Source organism: Herbidospora sp. RD11066, from assembly GCF_054661255.1.
The window spans coordinates 79,002-95,563 of sequence record NZ_BAAGDO010000009.1 but is presented as its reverse complement, the minus strand read 5'-3'; the positions used below and the strand labels follow the sequence as shown (position 1 = coordinate 95,563).

The window sequence follows — 16,562 nt, the reverse complement described above, 5'->3', positions numbered from 1 at the left end:
CCGCTACGGGTGTAAACCGGCAAGTCATGAACGGGACCCGTGGCCCAGGAAGGCCACGGGTCCGCGCTCACCACGTACAGATCAAGGGCTGGTGCAGGTCAGGGTAGGTGTGGCGGCGGTTCCGCCGCCGGTGAAGCCGAACGTCGTGCTCGCGTTCGCGCCGAGGTTGCCGTTGTAGGTCTCGTTCTTCACGATGACGTTCTGACCGCTGCCGGAGCGCACGCCGCCCCACAGCTGGGTGATCGTCTGCGAGCCCGGCCAGGTCCAGGTCACGGTCCAGCCCTGGATGGCGGCGGTCCCGGCTCGTACCGTCACCTGACCCTGGAAGCCCTGCGGCCAGGAGTTGATCTGCTGGTAGGTGGCCGTGCACGCCCCGCCGGGCTCCGGCGACGGCGTGGGGGTCGGAGAAGGCGTCGGAGACGGGCTGGGGGTCGGAGTGGGCGAGGGCGTGGGGGTCGGCGACGGGGTGGGCGTCGGGCTGGGAGGCGGGCCGTCGGTCAGGGTCGGGGTGGTCCAGTCGCGCCAGTCGGCCAGGTTGCCCGACGCGCGCGACGAGACGCGGATCGCGCCCGGGTCGTTGGCCGTCTTCAGCAGGTGCTTGCGCAGGTTCTTGGTGAGCTGGTCACGCCACTCCGAGCGGTTGGCGCAGTGGGTGCCGTCGGCCACGTCCGACCAGTAGGAGATGTTGTCGCCCGCGCCGAGCGCCTTGTAGACCTCGGCGCCGGCCAGGGCCGCGACGCTCGCCGAGCGCGGGCCGAGGTTGGCGATGTGGGGGTTGTCCATCACGTACAGACCACGCGGAGCGATCATCGCCACGACCGAGTGCGTGTCGACGGGGAGCCGCGTCGGGCTGCCGGTGAACGAGGAGAACGCGTCGCCGAACCACGGCTGCTCGCCGTAGGCGCTGCTCAGGCTCTGCGCGCCCTCGCCCGGGACACCCCGCAGGATCGGCACGCCGGCCGTACCCGACTCGATGGGCATGGTCAGCGCGATGCGCTGGTCGAACGCCCCCGCGACGAACGCGCCCTTGCCGAAACGGGAACACCCGGTCACGCCGGTCGCGTCGGCCTTCAGGATGGTGCTCCCGGACGCCTCGATGACGTCGATGATCCGGGAGACGCCCCAGCCCCAGGCGGCCAGCAGACCGGTCTGGCTCTGCGCGCCGTAGATGCTGTAGAAGGCGCCCTGCTTGTTGTTGCGCGGAGTGCCCTCACGCCCGACCGAATAGGGGTCGTACCTGATGACGGCCACCCCGGCGGCCTTGATGGTGTTGATGTCGGCGCCGAATCCGCCATAAACGACCACGACGGGGAACGGCCCGCTACCGGTGGGCACCTCGACCGGCGCCGAGAAGGTCGAGCTGCGCCCCTGGTGGGAGACGTTGACGGTGATGCTCGTGCGGGAGACCGTGCCGGTCACACTCGACGGCTTGCCGGGCTTCTCGCCATAGATGAACCGCTCGGAGAGACGCTTGATCTCCTCGCGGCGGCAACGCCAGTCGGCCTTGCTGGTGATCCGGGTGTTGTTCAGCCGTCTGAAGGGGTCGGGCAGCCGGGAGTTGGTGGGCAGCGATCCGGCGTCGGGCAGGGTCACGGCGCAGTCGGCGCCCTCGTTCTCGACCGTGGAGGCGGCCGAGGCGGGTAACAGGGTGACCGCTCCGGCGACCGTCAGGATGGCCGTCGTCAACACGACGACCATCGAGCGGATGGACACAGGGCTCTCCCTTCGGGAGGGTTGGGTGGCTGGCCCAGTGTGTGAATCCGCCCGAAAGGCGTCAACGAACGAACGAAAACGTTTCAGGTGTTCGCGAAACTGCGACCTCCTGAACTGCTTCGATCTGCCTGTACGTTTCGGAGCTATCGGAAACTAGCTGAAATCATGGCCGCGAACGGTCACGTACCAGAAAGTTTTCGGTGTTCAGGCGACGAGGGACGACGAGACGGTCCACGTGTTGCAGTACTTGGGGTTGCGAGAGTTGAAGCCGCGGTTCATCCAGTAGGTGAGGCTCTTCCCGCTGCCCAGCTGCGGGAAGCGCGGGGGCTTGGAGAGCTGGCGGACCATGGAGGTCCACTCCGACGTCTTGCGCGGCAGCGACCTGTACACACTGGCGGTGAAGGCGCCCGCCAGGCAGTAGGACTGGAGCTGCGCCCGGCGGGCCAGTTCGTTCCAGGCCTCCTCATCGTCTTCGGGCTTGTTGTCGTAGACGGCCGGGGTGATGCGGACCATGTCCTGGACGTACTCGGCGTAGCGGCGCGAGACCTCGATGAAGATCCACAGGTCGTCGGGGTCGCGGGTCAGGATCCGCTTGTCGAGGACGGCGATGATCTGACGGTTGCAGTAGCTCATCACCCGCTCCTCCCAGGCCTGGCCACCGCAGTACTTGGCCGGCATCTTCGTCAGCAGGGTCAGCTTCGGCGCCTTCAGCTTCACGCCCGCCTTGACGAGCTGCTTCGCCCAGACGCGGTTGAGGCAGGTGACCACCGAGGTGACGTAAGCCTTCGCGATCGGCACGTTGTTGGGCTTGCTGATCGGCTTCTCGGCGCAGGTCGAACGCGGGATCGTGCCCACGCCGTAGAGCTTGTTCTTCGTCAGGAGGGGGTCGTCGACCGCGGCGTGGGCCGGGGGTGCGATTAAAGAGAGGGCGAGCGTCAGGAGCAGGCCGGTGACCAGGGTTCGTCTCACAAAGCGGACATTTTTCCCGGCTCTCTGACTGTGGGCAAATCAGCTCTCGTGGAATTCCCAGACCAGCCGCCCGCCGTTCACCTTGGGCTCCCACGGGCCGATCCTGCCGCCCTTCCGCAGGGTGTCGACGGTCGTCCTGAGCACCCACAGATAGGTCGGCGAAGGGCCGGGCATCGACGAGGGCACGAACGTCATCCAGCCGTTGAACTCGAATTCGCCGATGTCGTGGCCGTCCGAGTCGAGGACCAGGTGGCCGATCCGGCCGTCGGTCGCGAAGGGGATCATCTGGCCGTCCCAGCCCTGGCGGCGCGGGTCGGCGTCCTGTTTCCGGTCGGCAAGGCAGAACTGCGTCCACGTCGCCGCGATGCGGTCGGCGGGGAGCAGTGGGTGGCCGAAGAAGGACATGCCGCCGCCGTTGTGCCGGAGCAGCGACGCCCGGAGTTCGCCGGGGAACCGCCTGCCCATGACGTTCTCGGCGGTGGCGATCTGCTCGGGCGTGGCCGGTTCGCCCAGGTCGGCGTAGGTGAGGGGGGCGTTCTCCTTCAGCCACGTCTCCAGGCGCCGCCACTCCCGGTTGATCGCGGCGGTCGTCTTGCGGCCGACCGGGCGGACCTGGAGGTAGGCCGAACTCTGGGCGCAGTCCTCGTCCGGGCCCGGCACGGGATGAACGGGGTTCCGGCAGCCCTCGCCGATGCAGGGGAGGTCCTCGACGGTCTCCACCACGGCGACGAGGTCCTCATCGGAGGTCGGGCCAGGCTCGGGTTCTCCCGGGTCCGAAGCGACCACCCCCGCCGCACCGATCAGAATGACGACGGCAACCCAGCGGCGTACGTTCATGGGGCTGCGCGGATCAGGCCGAGCAGGGTCTCGTGGGTTTCCCGGTCGGCCGAGACCAGCAGGCCCTCCCCCGTCTCGAACGGCTCGCCGTTGAGGTCGGTCACCACGCATCCGGCGGCGCGGCAGATCGCGAGGCCCGCCGCGAAGTGCACGCTGTCCCGTTTGTCCCCATCACTCAGGTACGCCACCCGCCGCCCCGCCGCCACCCACGCCAGTGCCAGCGTGGTCGACAGAACCCGGGGACCGAACCGCGCGCCGAAGCCCGGCGCCGTGAACACCGACAGCAGGGCGTCGAACGGCGGGTCCATGTTCAGGTCGACCAGCTTCGAGTCCGGCGACGGCGTGAGCGGGGAATCGCCCAGGTAGGCGTGGTCGCCGTCGGTCCAGAAGATCTCGCCGCTGATCGGGTCGGCGGACGCGGCGGCGAGGTCCCGCCCCTGGAAGCGCAGGGCCACGTTGACGGCGATCAGCGGGGTCTGGGCGGCGAAGTTCAAGGTGCCGCACAGGGGGTCGACGAGCCAGATCCGGTCGGACGAACCGGTCAGGCCGCCCTCCTCGCCCAGGAAGGCGTCGCCGGGGCGGTGTTCGCGGATGACGTCGAGGATGGCCTGCTCGGCTTCGATGTCGGCGGCCGTGGCGAAGTCGACGGGAGACTTGTCGTACCGGGGCAGCGGCTTGCCGTAAAGAGAGCGGACCACGGCGGCGCCGGCCTCGGCGGCGGCGAGGGCGACTTCTGCATCGGAGAGGGCCATGATCGAAGCGTAATGTGACTTCATGGGCGACTTTCAAGACGTATATCGGCGGAGCCTGGCCGACCCCGAGGCGTTCTGGCTGGACGCCGCCAGGGCCGTCGACTGGGTCACGCCGCCCACCCGGGCGCTCGACGACTCCGCCGCCCCGCTCTACCGGTGGTATCCCGACGGGGAGCTGAACACCGCGTACAACTGCCTCGACCGGCACGTCGCCACGGGACGCGGCGAGCAGACCGCGCTCATCTGGGACAGCGCGATGACGGGTGGGGTGCGGCGGTATACGTACACCAGACTGCTCGACGAGGTCGCCCGGTTCGCGGGCGGCCTCAGGTCACTCGGGGTGGGGCGGGGCGACCGGGTCGTCGTCTACATGCCGATGATCCCCGAGGCGGTGATCGCGATGCTGGCCTGCGCGCGGATCGGCGCGGTCCACTCGGTCGTGTTCGGCGGGTTCGCGCCGCGTGAGCTGGCCGCGCGCATCGACGACGCCGCCCCCACGGCCATCGTGGCCGCTTCGTGTGGTCTTGAGCCGACACGTACCGTCGAATATCGGCCGATCATCGACGAGGCCCTGCGCCTGGCGCGGCACCGCCCCGAGGTGATCGTCATGCTCCAGCGCGACCAGGCGGTCGCCCGCATGGACGAACGCGACGTCGACTGGACCCAGCTCATGTCGACCGCGACCCCGGCCGAGCCGGTGACGATGAAGGCGACCGACCCGCTCTACATCCTCTACACGTCGGGCACGACCGGGCGCCCGAAGGGCGTCGTGCGCGACACCGGCGGCCACGCGGTCGCGCTGGCCTGGTCGATGCTGAACGTCTACGACATCGCGCCGGGCGAGGTCTGGTGGACCGCCTCCGACGTGGGGTGGGTGGTCGGGCACAGCTACATCGTGTACGCCCCGCTCCTCATCGGCGCCACCACGATCCTGTACGAGGGCAAGCCCGTCGGCACCCCCGACGCCGGCGCCTTCTGGCGGGTCATCGCCGAGCACGGCGTGGTGACGCTGTTCACCGCGCCGACGGCACTGCGGGCGATCAAACGCGTCGACCCCGACGGCACGCTGATCGGCGACCTGAAGACCTTCCGCGCCCTCTACCTGGCCGGGGAACGGCTCGACCCCGACACCTACCACTGGGCCCACGATCATCTGGGCGTCCCGGTCGTCGACCACTGGTGGCAGACCGAGACCGGCTGGCCGATCGCCGCCAACCCGCGCGGCCTCACCCCGATGCCGGTCAAACCGGGCTCGGCGACGGTCCCGCTGCCGGGCTGGGACGTCCGCATCCAGGACGACGGCGCGATCACCCTCAAACTCCCGCTGCCCCCGGGCGCCCTGCCGACGCTGTGGCACGACGACGAGCGCTACATCCGCGAATACCTGACCCGCTACCCGGGCCACTACTTGACCGGCGACGGCGGCTTCCTCGACGACGACGGCTACCTGTACGTCATGGGCCGCACCGACGACGTCATCAACGTCGCCGGCCACCGCCTGTCGACCGGGACGATGGAAACGGTCCTGGCCGCCCACCCCGCCGTGGCCGAATGCGCCGTGATCGGCGTCGCCGACCCGCTGAAGGGCCAGATCCCCTTGGGTTTGGTGGTCCTGAAAGCAGGCGCCGACATCTCGCCCGGTCGCCTCCGCGACGACCTGGTCCACGCGGTCAGGCGGGAGATCGGCCCGGTGGCGGCCTTCCGCGACGTCGCGATCGTGGCCGCGTTGCCGAAGACCAGATCGGGCAAGATCCTCCGCCGCTCGATGCGCGCCATGGCCGACGGCCGGGAGGAACCGGTTCCGTCGACGATCGAAGACCCCGCGACCCTGGAGAACCTGCGTGCGGTGCTCCGGCCTGAGGTTTCCTAGGAGAGCGTCTCCGGCAACAGGTGGAATGCGGGGGTGTGACGCGGACGCACCAGACCGAAATCCCGCCGATCCAACGTGGCTATCCGCCTGACACCGAGACGAGCAGATCTAACAAGAGCGGGTGAACCGCTCCGCCAGGACTTCCTCGAGCCGTTCTGCAATGTCGCCCTCGCCGGAAGCGCCGATCCCGGCGAGCGACAGCCGACGCTGCGGAGCGTCAGCGACAGGTCCCTCGACCACGGCGCCAGCGAGTTCGGGGTCGCCTTTCGCCAAAGGTCTTACCGCCCCATCAGCCGATAAAGGCCATAAGCGGCGACGGACGAAGCGTCCGTGATCTCGCCGCCCAGGATCATCTGCTCGAAATCCTCGCGTGACACCCACTTCTGGCGCATGTCCTGTTCGCTGGCCTCCCGCGCGTGCTCACCCTGGGTCAGCCCGGTCGCGACGAAGGCGTGCATCGACTGGTTGCTCAAGCCGTGGGAGTTGTCGAGCCGCCCCAGGAAGCGCATCTTCTCCGCCCGGAGCCCGGTCTCCTCGGCCAGTTCGGTGCGGGCCTCCTCCTCGCGGTCGGCCACCTTGGCCGAGCCCTGCGGGAAGCTCCACGACCTGCGCCTGATCGGGTAGCGGTATTCCTCGACCAGGTGGAAGCCGTCGTTCTCCTCGGGGATCACCAGGACGAAGTCGGCCCGCTCGATGTAGCCGTAGATGCCCGGCGCCCCGCCCGCGTGGATGATCTCGTCTTCCCTGACGGTCATCCAGGCGTTGGAGTAGACGACCCGGCTGGAGATCTGCTCGACCATGGGCACTCACGGTAGTCGATGGAACGTTACGCGTTCTCGGACGCCCTAATAAACCAGTCAGTACGGCAGGTTTCTCCCAGGGAACATATATGACATATCACCGTAACGGATGATCTATAGCGTCCAGCGCAATGCCGGGTTCCTCAAGGAGCACGTGGTGCGCAAAGTCCTGATCTCCCTCATCTCTCTCTCCCTCACCCTGGTCACCCTTCAACCGCAGCCCGCCAGCGCCAAGGTCGAACTCGACCTCGAAACGCTGACCGGTGCCGAGGCCATCTCCCTCATGGCCGCCGGCAAGCTGACCTCGGTCGAGCTGACCAAGGCGTACATCGCCCGGATCGAAGCCCTGAACAAGCGCGGTCCTGGCCTGAACGCCGTCACCGACCTCAACCCGAACGCGTTGAAGGAAGCCGAGGCGTACGACCGGCTTCGCAAGAAGGGCAAGTCGCTCGGCCCGGCCATGGGCCTTCCGATCCTGCTCAAGGACCTGATCGACGTCGAAGGAATGCACACGACGGCGAACAACTGGTCGCTGCGCGAGTCCTATCCGGCGACCGACGCCGGGATCACCAAGAAGCTCAAGGCGAGCGGCGTCGTCATCCTCGGCAAGCTGGGGCTGTCGGAGTTCGCCAACAGCTTCGGATCGCAGCCCTCGGGCTTCGGTAACTACGGTGGCCAGGTCCTCAACGGCATCGACGCCGACCAGAACCCCTCGGGGTCCTCGTCGGGTACCGGCTCGGCCATGGCCGCGGCGATGTCGACGCTGGGCATCGGCACCGAGACCTCCGGGTCGATCATCTCGCCGTCCGGCGCCAACAGCCTCGTCGGCCTGCGGCCGACCGTGGGTCTGGTGCCCGGGTACGGCATCGCGCCGATCTCGGCATCGCAGGACATCGCGGGTCCGATGGTCCGCACGGTCGGCGACGCCGCGCTGACGCTGGCCTCGATCGCCGGGCCCGACCCGGTGGCCGACGCCGGTTACAAGGCCATGTTCGGCGACGACTACATCGAGAAGGGCATCATCCCGCCGCTCCCGGCGACGCTGCCCGACTACACCAAGGCCCTCGACCTCAACTTCGTCCAGGGCAAGAAGATCGGCTACAACGGCACCCTGACCGAGGGCACCCCTCTCAAGATCGCGTACGACGCCCTCGTGGCCGCCGGTGCGATCATGGTGTCCCGGCCGCAGTCGACGATCCCCTCGCTGCCCGCGCTGCCCAGCGGCTACGAGCAGCACAAGAGCATCGACTCCTACTACGAGCGGCTCGGGCCGCAGGCGCCGATCAACTCGCTGATCGAAGAGGTGCAGGTCAACCAGGCCGAGGCGCACCAGGCGCTCAAGTTCGGCAACAGCAACCACCTGAACTCGTCGTTGTCGGACGTCACCCCGGGTGGCGCCAACGAGCAGGCGTACCGGACGAACCTTGCGATCCGTAAGGCCGCCTGGCACAAGGGCATCGACGACATGATGACGTACACCAACTCGAACCCGGCGCAGCCGGCCGACCCGGTGATCGCCATCCTCGGCAGCGCGCCGAGCGCCCCGCAGGCCGGATACCCGTCGGTCACCATCCCGATGGGCTACACCGCGACCCAGCGTCGCGCGCAGAGCGTGCAGATCCACGGTGGCGCCTACGACGAGTACGACCTGATCGGCGTCGCGTACGTCATCGAGCAGGCCACCAAGCTCCGTCAGCAGGCCTCGCTGGTCAACCCGAGCATGTACCGCTGCGCGAAGACGACCCCGGCTCCGCCGTTCGCCGCGCGTGGCGGCTGCAACCCCGACTACGACGCCGTCCTCAAGGTGACCGGCTACGACTCGCGTGACCTCGGCTTCTCCCTGGAGACCGAGACCGCGCAGAGCCTGATCCAGAAGCTCAACAAGGACGAGGTCTCGGCCGAGGAGCTCACCCGCGCCTACCTCGACCGCATCGCGCTGACCAACGCCGAGGGCCCGGCCACCCAGGCCGTCCGCGAGATCAACGCCGACGCGATCAAGGAGGCGAAGAAGCTCGACCAGGAGCGGTACAAGTACCGCACCGGCGAGCCGACCAGCGCCTACGACACCCGCCCGCTGCGTCCCGCCCTCTGGGGCCTGCCGGTGCTGCTGAACGACACCATCGACGCCAAGTCGCTGGCGACCACCGGTGGCTCGATCGCCCTCCAGGGCACCAAGCCCGCCGCCGACGCCGCCCTCGTGGCCAAGCTGAAGGCGGCCGGTGCGATCGTCCTCGGCAAGACCAACGTCACCGAGCTGAACGGCGTCTTCGACGCCAACCTGCCCAAGGGTTACAGCTCGCTCGGCGGCCAGGTCCTGCTCCCGAACGACACCGACAAGACCCCGGCGGGTTCGTCGGCGGGTGCCGCCGCGGCCACCGCCTCGGGCCTGGCCGCGATCACGATCGGCATGGAGACCTCGCTCGACTCGGCGCAGCTCCTCGCCCCGGCCGACGCGGCCGGTGTGGTGGGCCTCAAGCCGACCGTCGGCCTGGTCAGCACCGCCGGTGTCCTGCCGGTCGCCAAGTCGCAGGACGCGGTCGGCCCGATCACCCGCAGCGTCGGCGACGCCGCCACGATCCTCAACGTGATCGACGACGCCGACACCGACTACACCGCGGGGCTCTCCGGAACCGCCCTCCAGGGCAAGAAGATCGCCGTGGTGTCCAGCACGAGCGCGCCCTACCAGGACGCGATCGCCAAGCTCCAGGGCCTCGGCGCGACCGTGACCCAGGTGTCCATCGCCACGCCGGCCGCCGTCGACAGCGTCGTCGGCACCGAGTTCAAGCGTGACCTGAACGCCTACCTGGCCACCACCAAGCCCGGGACGACGCTCCAGAGCATCATCGACTACAACATCGCCAACCCGGTCGAGGGCCTGAAGTACCAGCAGGGTCAGCTCCTCGCCGCCCAGGCGACCGACCTGGCCGACCCGGCCGTCTCGGCGAAGTACACCGCCGACCTGGCGAACGGCAAGGCCGCCAACAAGGCCGTGCTCGACACCGTCCTGAGCGGCTACGACCTCATCCTCGTCCCGAGCGGCAGCAACGTGATCGGCTACGCCGACCGCGCCGGCTACCCCGCGCTCACCATCCCCGCCGGGTATGGCGCGCAGGCCAGCTCCTCGGGCCGCAACCCCATCGGTGTGACCCTCATCGGCGGCGCCTTCTCCGAGGCGAAGCTGCTGGCCGGCGGCTACGCACTGGAGCAGGCGATCGACGACCGCCTCGCCCCCAGCTACACCAACCCCAGCATGTGGCGCTGCGTGCCGGAGAGCACCTTCTTCACTGGCGAGTACTGCGTGACGGGCGACCGCCTCGCACCCCGCTACAAGGGATAACCACTAGAAACTGAGAAGGGCCCGCGTCTCCCACGCGGGCCCTTCTTTTTGTGTCTGTACGACAGCATTGACTTATATAAGATCAGACTGACATAGTCGGGCACGTGAACGCCTTCGACGTGTTGGGCGATCCGGTCCGCCGCCGCATCATCGAGCTGCTCGGTGAGGGTGAACAGAGCTCGGGCGCGATCACCGCGACCGTGCGCGCGGAGTTCGGGATCTCGCATTCGGCCGTGGCCCAGCACCTGCGGGTCCTGCGCGAGAGCGGCTTCGCGACCGTGCGTGCCGAGGGCACCCGGCGCCTCTACGTCGTGGACGCCACCCCGCTCAACGAGGTCGACGTGTGGCTCGACCGTTTCCGCCGCTTCTGGTCGCAGCGCCTCGACGCCCTGGAGACCGAGCTGGCCCGTACGAGGAGGAAGAAATGATCGACATAGGCTGGACCACCCGCGAGGTCACCCGCGACGACGAGACCGTGGCCGTCGTGCTGCGCCGCGACTTCGCCTCGCCCGTCGACGACGTCTGGGACGCCCTGACCGACCCCGAACGCCTCAAGCGCTGGTTCCTCCCGGTCTCCGGCGATCTCCGTCCGGGCGGTACCTTCGCGACCGAAGGCGGCGCGGGTGGCGAGATCCTGACCTGCGAGAAGCCCTTTCTCAAGGTCACCTACGGCGGCGAGACCAGCATCGTCACGGTCGGCCTGACCGGGAAGGACGAGTCGACGACGCTGGAGCTGACCCATTCGGTCCCGGTCGCGATGGCCCAGAGCGGCGCGGGCGCGCTGTGGGTCGGGCCCGGCTGGGACGAGGCCTTCCTGGCGCTGGAGGTCTTCCTGACCGGCGTCGAAGGCAAGGTGACCAAGGAATACGGGCAGGCGACGGTGGCGGCGTGGGTCGCGGCCATCGAGGCGTCGGGCACCGCGACGGCCGAGGAGATCGAGGCAGCGAGGCAGATGGCGATCCAGCAGTACGCGTCGTGAGCCTCTTCGAACGCCTTCCCTCTGCGGCGGCCTGGCGGCACGTCGAGGGCTTCGAGGTCGTCTTCTTCGAGGTCTCGCCCGAGGGGATCCGGGCCCGCGGTTCCACCTCGGCCGTCGAGGACGGCGAACCCTGGTACGTCGAGTACGACATCACGCTCGACGCGTCGTGGCACACCCGCCGGGCCGTCGTGCGCAACCGGTCGTCGCGCGGCGCCGGCGAGGTGCTGATCGAGAGCGACGGCGCCGGTCACTGGACCGTGAACGGGGAACCGGCCCCCCTACTCGACGGCCTCCACGACGTCGACCTGGAGTCGTCCGCGATGACCAACGCGTTCCCGGTGCACCGGGAGTCGGCTGAGGCGTTCGACGCCCCGGCGGTCTACGTGCGGGCGGCCGACCTGCGGGTGGAACGCCTCGAACAGCACTACACCCGGACCGGGGGCACGTCCTTCGACTACGCGTCCCCGGCCTTCGGCACCTTCTGCCGCCTCGACTACGACCCGTCGGGCCTGGTCGTGGACTATCCAGGCATCGCCGTCAGGGTAGGTACGCCGCACGTCTAGCATGATGCTCGTGAGAAGGCTGGACGAACGAGAGTGGCGGGCCCGCCAGGACGCCCACCACGCACGGGTCGACGCGTGGATCGAGCCCCATCTCGAACGCCGCAGACGATCACAGGCCCACCCGGTCGAGGACTTCCTGTTCAGCTACTACGGCTACCGGCCGAGCCGGTTGCGGCGGTGGCATCCGGGGGCGTTCACCGTGCTGGAGGGCGTCTCGGGGTTCGGGACCGGCTATGTCGCGGTGCCCGGCGGCGAGACCCTCGACACGGCCGAACTGATCGACCGGCGGCTCGAATCGATCACGTGGATCGCCGACCTCCTGCGCCGCACGGCCTCGCGCGGCGGTCAGTTCGGCTGCTTCGGCATGCACGAATGGGCCATGGTCTACCGCACCGACGAGATCCGCCACTCCTCCCAGCCGCTGCGGCTCTCCCCCGAACGGGTCGCCGCAGCGGTCGAGGAACGGCCGCTGAAGTGCACCCACTTCGACGCCTACCGCTTCTTCACCGAACCCGCCCGGCCGCTGAACACCGTGACGCTCTCACGCGAACTCCAGCCCGCGACCGAGCAGCCCGGCTGCCTGCACGCCAACATGGACCTCTACAAGTGGGCGGTCAAACTCTCCCCCTTGGTCCCGAGCGAGCTGGTGGCCGACTGCTTCGCGCTGGCCTGGGACATCAGGGCCGTCGACATGCGCGCCAGCCCCTACGACCTCCAGCACCTCGGCTACGCACCGATCCCGATCGAGACCCCCGAGGGCCGGACCGTCTACGCCGCCGCGCAGCGCGAGTTCGCCGCCCGCGCCACGCCGCTGCGCGCCGAACTGATCGCCTGGTGCGACCGGCTCAGCTGACCCGCTGGGCCGGGGCGGTCCAGGTGTTGCAGGCGGCCGGGTTGCGCTTGGTGAAGCCCTGCTTCATCCAGTAGACGATGCTGTCGCTGTTGCCGCGCAGGCGTGGGCCGCCGATCTTGTCGTCGCCGGTCCGCTCCCGCCGTTCCAGCAGCGCCGCCCAGTCTTTGGCCGGACGCTTCAGCGACTTCCACGCACTGCCGATGAACACACCCGACATGCACTCGCGCTGGAGGATCAGCCGCCGGTTGATCTCCTCGTCCTCGGCGTCGGTGAGCTTGGGGATCTGCCCGACGGTCGTGTCGTCGATGCCGACCCCTTCGAGGAACACGTGACCGGCCAGGCCGGACGCCATGTCCATCAGGAAGAGCGGGTCGGACCTCTTCAGCAGAGTCTCGCTCAGCATGATGCCGATCGTGGTGCCGCACAGGTTGCCGATGTAGTCGGTCTGCCAGTCGGTGCCGCAGACGTCCTTCTTGCCCGGGACGGTCATGATGTGGACGGTGGGCCGCTTGTAGGGCAGGCGCTTCTTCTTCGCGTACGGCCCCCACGCCCGGTCGATGCAGGCGAACACCGTGGTCAGGTAGCGCTTCGCCGAGGCGGCGTCGTTCTTCTTGAGGGCGGGCTCCCTGCACACCACGGCGGGCAGCGGACCGGCCTTGTAGAGGGGGTTCTTGACGAGTTTGGCCGGCAGGTCGGAGGGCGCCAGCAGGGTGGCGGCCAGGCCGATGACGAGGGGGGTGCTCATGGGGCAGAACGATATTGCTCAGCTCTGCACGATGACGACGGCGTTCCCCTCGTGCGCGGCCTGGGCGAAGAAGGCCCGCAGGCGCTCGTAGTGATCTCTGATGTAGTCGGCCTCGTCGTCGGTGAGATCGTGGTCGAGCGCCTCCCACGGCGTGGCGGCCAGGAAGTCGGCCGAGGCCCTGACCTGGTCGGGGGTGAGCCGGTCGCCGTCGATGACGTCGTAGGGCGCGTCGGCCAGCAGGTCGGCGAGGTCGTCGCCAGCCTTGTCTATATCGAAGTCGATATCGAAGTCGATGTCGAACCCGAGCTCGGGCACCTCGGCGTCGAGCCGGTCGGCCGGGATGCTCACGTATGCGTTGACGACTCCCACGGAACCGCACCCTAGAAGAGCGCGGCTCCGCGTGGAGAGTGGGTCAGGACCACTTCAGCCGGTCGGCCACGCTTTCGGCCGGGCGGCCGAGCAGGATCTCCAGGTCGGGCGTCTGGCGTTCCATGGCACCCGCGCGGACCAGCCCGTTGAGCCAGGCCATCGGGCCGGGCGCCGCGTCGGGGACCTCTTCGTAGGCGACGCCAAGAGCCTCGGCGACCTGCGGGTAGGTCCACAGCGGGCCGGTCAGGTCGTAGGCGCGGCCCTCGTGGTCGTCGCCGGTCAGGGCGTTGACGGCGGCCTGGGCGAGGTCGGTGCGGAAGGCGGTGTTGAGGCCGCGCCCGGCGGTGCTGCTGCGGATCACGCCGTCGGTGACCTGCGGCAGGAAGGCGTCGCCGTAGAAGGGGTTGCGCAGGAACGTGGCGGCCAGGCCGCTCTCGGTGATCAGCTTCTCGGTGGCGTGGTGGGCCTCGGTGAGGCCGGTCGCGACCGTGTCGGCGCCCAGGAAACTGGTGTAGACGATCGACCGGACACCCGCCGCCACCGCGGCCTCGACGGCGTTGCGGTGGTGGGCGATCCGGCGGGCGGCGTCGAGCTCCGGCGAGGAGATCAGCAGCAGCCGGTCGACCCCGGCGAACGCGGCCCGGAGACCGGCCGGGTCGTCGTAGTCGCCGGGCCTCGCCTCCACTCCCGGGGGGACGCGGGACGGATCCCGGACGACGGCGATCACGTCGCCCTTCAGGCGGTCGAGGATCAGACGGCCGAGATTGCCGGTGGCGGCGGTGACTGCGTACACGCCGGACAGTGAAATCGATTTCCGGCCCGGGGCGCCACTGGTTTTCACTCCGTGGGCGGGATGCGCATCCAGAAGTCGGGCGGGCCGACGACCGCGCGGTCGTCGGTGAGGTGGAGACCGGCGTAGCCGCAGCAGAACGCCTCGGCGTGGCCGTGGTAGAGGAACTTCGGCAGGTTGTCTTCGGTGGTGTCGTCTTCGAAGGGTTCGGCGTAGCCGGGGTGGGTGTCCCAGTCGACGATCTCGCCGTCGACCGCGCAGGCGCCCTGGTTGCCGCTCTTGGGGTTGGCGAACATGGCGTAGCAGCGGGTGCCCTCGCTGACCTTCTTCAGCAGACCAGGGTCGGAGGAGCGGAAGCCGAACGGCTGCATGATCACGCAGCCTCCGGGCACGTCGGTGACGCCGAAGACCCACTCCCATTCGTCGTCGAACCAGTATTCGAAGGGGTCGTCCAGGACCGGTTCCATCTCCTCTTCGGTGACGAGCGTGCCGCCCAATCGGCGCATCGCCTCGGCGGCGGTGACGCCCGCGACGCAGGCGATGCTGTGGCCGTCGTCGTCGATGGACTCGAGAGCGGCGATCACGTCGTGCGACCGGGCCACCGCCGCCGCCTCCTCGGGCGAGAGCGCGGCGTCACCCTGCGGGAACAGGTCGGGCGTCGGCCCGGCCAGGCTCAGTTTCGCCGGCGACCAGCCCGCCATCATCGGACGATACGGGTCGGCCCCCGCCTCGACCAGGACACGGGCGTTGCCGGGCTTGCCGTGGAAGACGGCCGCCCAAAGCGCGGTGTGACCGTTGCAGATCGCATCGACGTCGGCCACCCGGGCAACCAGCTCGGCCACCGCTTCGGGAGTGCCCGTCTCGGCCGCGGCGAAAATCGGTGGTTCGCCGAAGCGCGAGGGCTCGTTGGGATCGACCCCGGCCGCCAGATGGGCCCGGACCTGCTCCACGTCACTCCACGATCGATAGTCCATGTCGGACCGGGTCTCCTCCACTCCAGGGAATTCGAACTCCTGGACGTTAGCAATCACCGCCGACAAATCAGGAGTCACGTCAACCACACCGCTGAGCGGGCCGTCTAAATAAGCCCTGGCGGAATATGAGGAGTGACGGTGCGCGAGCGAGCGGCTTTATTCACGGTCATCGGCTTGTCGGGCCTGCTGTCGTTCTCCGCCCCCGCCCACGCGGCCACCGACGTCGTCGAATATTCGTGCACTCCCAAAGACGGCACCGCGCAGACGGTCCAGATCCAGGTCGAGCTCACCATGCCGGCCAACGCGCGCCCCGGCGAGCAGTTCTCCATCACCCACCGCGCCACCTACTCCGACTCGACGGCGATCACGGCGCCCAACGGCCTGCCCGACGGCGCGAAGATGTACGCCTACGTCTCCATCAGCGGTTTCCCGTCGAACCTGACCTCAGGCACCGGGGTGGGCGACGTCGTCGGGCCCGTGACGGCGGGCAACACGGTCACCCTGCCGACCAGCACCACAGCGGTCCGCTCGACGCCGAGCACGGCCGGCACCGGAACCGTGAAGCCCGGCGACATCACGTTCGGCACGACCCCGCAGGAGCGGCTGATCGACTGCGAGCCGCAGAACAGCGACGCCCTCACGACCTACGAACTCATCGTCACCGGCTCCGGCACGGACGAGACGACCACGCCGGATCCCGACGCGACCGTCACCGAGACGGTCACGACGGAGCCCGAAGAGGACGAGACGATCATCGAAGAGGACATCGACGACAACGGCATGGAGACGCCCGCCGGTGGTGTCGCCACAGGTGGCGGGGGTTCGGTGGGGCCCGACGGGCGGGCGGTCCTGCTCATCGGGGTCACGGTGCTCGCGGCCGCCCTCACGGGGCTGTCGATTCGCCGTCGCGTCTGATGTGGCGGTGATCTCCGCTGGTCGTGGCGTTGTGGGGGGTGCGTGAGCCGTAAAGAAAGAATGCTTTTCTGCTTGTAAAAGAAAAGCCGGGCCGGT

At 68.9% G+C, this 16,562-nt stretch carries 16 protein-coding genes; 7 read left to right on the top strand and 9 right to left on the bottom strand.

Translation table 11 applies throughout. The features are described 5' to 3' along the window. Positions 1-81: 81 nt before the first annotated feature. The 4 genes from ACYQ78_RS29940 to ACYQ78_RS29925 form a co-directional block, all read right to left on the bottom strand. Positions 82-1,713, bottom strand: a complete 1,632-nt coding sequence (locus ACYQ78_RS29940) for a glucuronyl esterase domain-containing protein (protein ID WP_459804301.1) — start codon at positions 1,711-1,713, stop codon at positions 82-84. A gap of 204 nt (positions 1,714-1,917) precedes the next feature. Further along, complete coding sequence (locus ACYQ78_RS29935) at positions 1,918-2,682, bottom strand: neutral zinc metallopeptidase (protein WP_459804300.1); 765 nt, start codon at positions 2,680-2,682, stop codon at positions 1,918-1,920. A 39-nt stretch (positions 2,683-2,721) separates the two neighbouring features. After that, positions 2,722-3,519, bottom strand: a complete 798-nt coding sequence (locus ACYQ78_RS29930) for an SMI1/KNR4 family protein (protein WP_459804299.1) — start codon at positions 3,517-3,519, stop codon at positions 2,722-2,724. After that, the gene (locus ACYQ78_RS29925; RefSeq protein WP_459804298.1) at positions 3,516-4,271 is read right to left on the bottom strand and encodes an inositol monophosphatase family protein; all 756 of its coding nucleotides are present in this window, start codon (positions 4,269-4,271) and stop codon (positions 3,516-3,518) included. The genes ACYQ78_RS29930 and ACYQ78_RS29925 overlap by 4 nt, the downstream gene beginning before the upstream one ends. Positions 4,272-4,293: 22 nt before the next feature. On the opposite strand from ACYQ78_RS29925, the gene ACYQ78_RS29920 reads away from it, so the two are divergent. After that, entirely contained in the window at positions 4,294-6,141 is a 1,848-nt protein-coding gene (locus ACYQ78_RS29920; protein ID WP_459804297.1) for an AMP-binding protein, read from the top strand. A gap of 278 nt (positions 6,142-6,419) precedes the next feature. Here the strand turns inward: ACYQ78_RS29920 and ACYQ78_RS29915 are convergent, their stop codons facing one another. Beyond that, positions 6,420-6,941 carry an NUDIX domain-containing protein gene (locus ACYQ78_RS29915; protein WP_459804296.1) on the bottom strand — a complete coding sequence of 174 codons (522 nt, stop codon included), beginning with the start codon at positions 6,939-6,941 and terminating at the stop codon, positions 6,420-6,422. 157 nt (positions 6,942-7,098) lie between these two features. On the opposite strand from ACYQ78_RS29915, the gene ACYQ78_RS29910 reads away from it, so the two are divergent. The 5 genes from ACYQ78_RS29910 (at position 7,099) to ACYQ78_RS29890 (ending at position 12,673) form a co-directional block, all read left to right on the top strand. Next, positions 7,099-10,278, top strand: a complete 3,180-nt coding sequence (locus ACYQ78_RS29910; protein WP_459804295.1) for an amidase family protein — start codon at positions 7,099-7,101, stop codon at positions 10,276-10,278. Positions 10,279-10,382: 104 nt separating this feature from the next. Next, complete coding sequence (locus ACYQ78_RS29905; RefSeq protein ID WP_459804294.1) at positions 10,383-10,706, top strand: ArsR/SmtB family transcription factor; 324 nt, start codon at positions 10,383-10,385, stop codon at positions 10,704-10,706. Beyond that, a complete protein-coding gene (locus ACYQ78_RS29900; RefSeq protein ID WP_459804293.1) occupies positions 10,703-11,257 on the top strand; it encodes an SRPBCC domain-containing protein in 555 nt (184 codons plus the stop codon). Before ACYQ78_RS29905 ends, ACYQ78_RS29900 begins: the two co-directional genes overlap by 4 nt. Next, positions 11,254-11,820 carry a putative glycolipid-binding domain-containing protein gene (locus ACYQ78_RS29895; RefSeq protein WP_459804292.1) on the top strand — a complete coding sequence of 189 codons (567 nt, stop codon included), beginning with the start codon at positions 11,254-11,256 and terminating at the stop codon, positions 11,818-11,820. Before ACYQ78_RS29900 ends, ACYQ78_RS29895 begins: the two co-directional genes overlap by 4 nt. Positions 11,821-11,824: 4 nt before the next feature. Then, on the top strand, positions 11,825-12,673 hold the full coding sequence (locus ACYQ78_RS29890; RefSeq protein ID WP_459804291.1) for a 3-methyladenine DNA glycosylase: 849 nt from the start codon (positions 11,825-11,827) through the stop codon (positions 12,671-12,673). On the opposite strand, the gene ACYQ78_RS29885 is transcribed toward ACYQ78_RS29890, so the two are convergent. Genes ACYQ78_RS29885 through ACYQ78_RS29870 form a run of 4 tightly spaced genes read right to left on the bottom strand, consistent with a single transcriptional unit; the run spans position 12,666 to position 15,551 of the window. Then, the gene (locus ACYQ78_RS29885; protein ID WP_459804290.1) at positions 12,666-13,418 is read right to left on the bottom strand and encodes a hypothetical protein; all 753 of its coding nucleotides are present in this window, start codon (positions 13,416-13,418) and stop codon (positions 12,666-12,668) included. The genes ACYQ78_RS29890 and ACYQ78_RS29885 overlap by 8 nt on opposite strands. 18 nt (positions 13,419-13,436) lie before the next feature. Further along, on the bottom strand, positions 13,437-13,787 hold the full coding sequence (locus tag ACYQ78_RS29880; protein ID WP_459804289.1) for a DUF1877 family protein: 351 nt from the start codon (positions 13,785-13,787) through the stop codon (positions 13,437-13,439). Positions 13,788-13,830: 43 nt separating this feature from the next. After that, positions 13,831-14,580 carry an NAD(P)H-binding protein gene (locus tag ACYQ78_RS29875; protein ID WP_459804288.1) on the bottom strand — a complete coding sequence of 250 codons (750 nt, stop codon included), beginning with the start codon at positions 14,578-14,580 and terminating at the stop codon, positions 13,831-13,833. Positions 14,581-14,624: 44 nt separating this feature from the next. Then, on the bottom strand, positions 14,625-15,551 hold the full coding sequence (locus ACYQ78_RS29870) for an ankyrin repeat domain-containing protein (RefSeq protein ID WP_459804287.1): 927 nt from the start codon (positions 15,549-15,551) through the stop codon (positions 14,625-14,627). 138 nt (positions 15,552-15,689) lie between these two features. On the opposite strand from ACYQ78_RS29870, the gene ACYQ78_RS29865 reads away from it, so the two are divergent. After that, positions 15,690-16,466 carry a hypothetical protein gene (locus tag ACYQ78_RS29865; protein WP_459804286.1) on the top strand — a complete coding sequence of 259 codons (777 nt, stop codon included), beginning with the start codon at positions 15,690-15,692 and terminating at the stop codon, positions 16,464-16,466. The last annotated feature ends 96 nt before the right edge of the window (positions 16,467-16,562 follow it).